The 3,280-nt window shown below is 33.6% G+C and carries 2 protein-coding genes; both read right to left on the bottom strand.

Features of this window, described 5'->3' with window-relative positions; genetic code table 11:
* Positions 1 to 876: RagB/SusD family nutrient uptake outer membrane protein (locus Q0M21_RS06595; RefSeq protein ID WP_295335985.1), on the bottom strand; the 876-nt coding region annotated here is incomplete at its 3' end.
* Between the two features lie 18 nt (positions 877 to 894).
* On the bottom strand, positions 895 to 3,280 hold a 2,386-nt coding region (locus Q0M21_RS06590; protein WP_295335983.1), incomplete at its 5' end, for a SusC/RagA family TonB-linked outer membrane protein.

Here is a 3,280-nt window from a genome sequence, read left to right as displayed (position 1 = left end):
ATTGCTAGCAAAAACACCATCTGGATTAGCTGTTAAGGTATATAAGCCATTTAATTTAGCACCTTCTGTCAACACTTTATCCCAATTACCCATATGCAAATAGGCTCTGGTTTTCATAGCGATTGCAGCCTCTTTAGTAGCTCTTACAATTTTGGCATTTCCAGAACGTGCAGATTTTGCTAATAATTTAGTTTCAGCTGCATCTAAATCAGCAATAAGTTTATCATAGCACTCTTTTACGGTGTTTCTTCCTTGAGCAGTTCCTAAATCAATATTTTCCTGAGTAGTATAAGGAATAGTTCTGTAAGGAACTCCTGGATGTGTAGCGCCTGCTGTAAATTTATAAGGTCTAGCAAAATGGAATAATAATTCCATATGTGCAATAGCTCTAAAATACAATGCTTCACCAATATAATCATCTCCTTTGGCTGCTGTTATAACACCAGCTGCAACAGCCTTAGTTACTCCATCAATAACAATATTAGCTCTGTTTATTAAACGGTAGGTATCTACCCAATAATAAACGTTGTTAGCAGTTGTAGGATCATAAGTAGCCGTATACGTTAGCTGGTAAAACGTTGCAATATTTACAACATCTTCTCCTCTGTTATCTCCTTGTTGCACAAAAGCTGCACCAAATGGATAACCACGTCCAGCACCATTATATAATCCAATTTGAGCAGCATTATACATACCAGTAACTGATAAATCAATTAACGATGGTGTTGAAAATGCTGCATTTTCAGATACACTAGTAAATGGCTCTAGTTCTATTATATCTTCATTACAAGAAGATAAAACAATTCCCATTATCAAAACCGGCACAACTACTGCTAATTTTAGATAATGTGTAAATGATTTAAATATATTTTTCATAATAATAAATTTTATTAATTATAAACTCATGTTAATACCCATAGTTACCACACGTTGACGCGGTGTTCCATTTAAATCAACTCCTAAGTTTTCCATTTCAGGGTCTAAGCCTTTATAATCAGTAATCATAAATAAACCTTGTCCTTGTACAAATACTCTCATTTTATCAATACCTGCTTTTTCTAATAATGATTTAGGCAATGTATATCCTAATGAAATATTATCTAATTTAATATAATCTCCTTTTTCAACCCAACGTGTAGAAGAGTGGCCTGTTAAGTTAACAAAGGTATTTCCTGATGCCCATAATCTTGGTGTCATTCCGTCTCCAGGATTTGCAGCACTCTGCCATCTTCCCAATATTTCAGTACTATTATTGGTAAAGTTTAAGTTCATTAAATCTCTACGAGTAGAGTTTTGAATCATATTACCTCCACTAAAACGAACCATCGCACTTAAATCAAATGCTTTGTAAGTCATTTTTGTATTTATCGCACCAAAGTATGTTGGCAAAGCTTCTCCTAATATAGTTTTATCTAAAGTAGAACTTAAAGAAGAAACAGCTCCTAATGTACCAGGATTTGCAGGATCAAATACATAATAAGTTGAATTTGCAATATTACCTTGAACTAAAGAGTTGTCTGCCTTGAAGTAAACAGGGTTTCCGTTTGCAGGGTTAACACCCCAATATCTGTATCCCCAAAGTGCATACATAGGCTCTCCTTCTCTCAAAATGTTGTTTTCATACTTAATATCCTGTCCATTAACTAAGGTATTAACTGTATTACTTACTAAAGATAAGTTACCATCAACTGTCCAGCTAAAATTCTCCTTATCAAATAAAGTAGTTTCAAAGGTAAATTCATAACCGTCATTAGTTAAACTACCAATATTTTTAGCAACTTGATTTCCAGGAATCCCTAGAGATGGTGGGGTTGGTGCCTGTAAAATTAATCCATCTTGATCGTTTAAGAAATAATCAAAACCTAATTTAAACTTACCATTGAAGAATGAAGCATCAAATCCGACATCATATTTAGTAGAAGTTTCCCATTTTAACTTATCGTTACCCATTTGAGAGAACGCAATACCATTATAATCACCATATTTTGAGTTGCTGTACAATCCTAAATAAGGATAGTTTCCAATACTAACGTTACCAACTTCTGCAAACGATGCTCTTAATTTAAAATCAGAAACTACATCTTTTAATGATTCCATAAAAGACTCATTAGATACTGTCCAACCTACTGATGCACCAGGGAAAAGACCCCATTTGTTAGCTTCAGGTAAAGAAGAAATACCATCATAACGTAACGATCCTTGTAAATAATACTTTCCTTTATAGTTATAATTTAATCGTGATGCATACGAAACAAAACCATTTTCAGACATTGATCCGCCTGATTGTTGAGTTCCGTAAGAACCAGTTATTAAGTTTTTTGAGAAGAATGCATTTGCAAGGTCAGTTCCATAACCAAAGAACGACTTAACCACTTGCTTTTGATATTCGTTAACTAATACTAATGCTAAATTATGATCATCTGCAAAAGTTTGATTGTATGATAATACATTTTGCCAGTTCCAACGAGTAGCGTCTTGATAGTTATTTTGAACGCGGCCATTTGATCCGTTACCATCACCATGTGTAGCATTCCAATACAATAAACCATCAGATAAACCTTGGTCAACGCTAGCTTGCGTTTTAAACTTTAAAGAAGGTAATATTGTGAAATCAGCAAATGCACTTGCAATAGTTCTGTTAATGTTTGACTTGTAAACATTATGGTCTAATACATAAATAATATTAGGTATGTTATCACCTACAACTTCATTATTTTTCCAACGACCAACAACTCTTGGATCAGCTATATCAATATTATAGCCAGTTGGATGTGCAGCGTTATAAATTGGAACGTTTGGATGTTGACGTGTTGCGTTAAAAATATTACCAGATAATGAGTTTGTTCCTGTATTTAACCCATCATATGCTGTTTTTGAAACAGCTATATTGGTTCCTACAGTTAACCACGACTTAACTTTTTGATCTACATTAGCTCTTAATGAGTAACGAGTCATGTCATTTGGCAACGTCACTCCTTCCTGAGTACTATAACCTAAAGAGAAGTAATAATTTCCTTTGTCTGTTGAGCCTGATAATGATAAAGCATGATCTTGTTGGAAAGCATTATCTCTTAATACTGCTTTTTGCCAGTCAGTATCAAATTCATTATCTACTGCCCATAATCCTAAACTTCTGTTGGTTCTTTTTTCATTTGAAATTGTAATAAAATCTTCTGTTTTAAGTAAATCAAATAAATCAACTGGTGAAGCAGTTCCTATGTAATTATTATAATTCACCGTAAATCTGCCGCCTTTTCCTTTTTTTGTAGTAATCAAGATA

It is taken from the genome of Flavobacterium sp., assembly GCF_024710485.1.
Taxonomy (GTDB): Bacteria; Bacteroidota; Bacteroidia; order Flavobacteriales; family Flavobacteriaceae; genus Flavobacterium.
The sequence above is the reverse complement of the archived record's forward strand: the minus strand, read 5'-3'. Positions and strand labels throughout refer to the sequence as shown.